We start from the raw sequence: 211 nt of genomic DNA on the forward strand, positions 1-211 counted from the left end.
AAGGACGTCCGACGAGAAGCTGCACCAGTTCGGCCTGCGGAGCATCTGGTTTGGTGACGCCAGCCACCTTGCCGTCGCGCATGACCGTTACGCGGTGAGCGATCTGCGGCACTTCCTCAAGACGATGCGAGATATAGACGATGCCAACGCCCGAGGACGCCAGGCCACGCATGATGTCGAACAATCGATCCACTTCGCCAACGGTCAAGGC

1 pseudogene is annotated in these 211 nt (G+C 60.7%); it reads right to left on the bottom strand.

The features are described 5' to 3' along the window. Positions 1-211 (bottom strand): annotated as a pseudogene (locus tag AF337_RS03940) (sugar ABC transporter ATP-binding protein); the annotation flags it as partial.

The sequence above is a fragment of the Rhizobium ecuadorense genome (genome assembly GCF_001187535.1).
Taxonomy (GTDB): domain Bacteria; phylum Pseudomonadota; class Alphaproteobacteria; order Rhizobiales; family Rhizobiaceae; genus Rhizobium; species Rhizobium ecuadorense.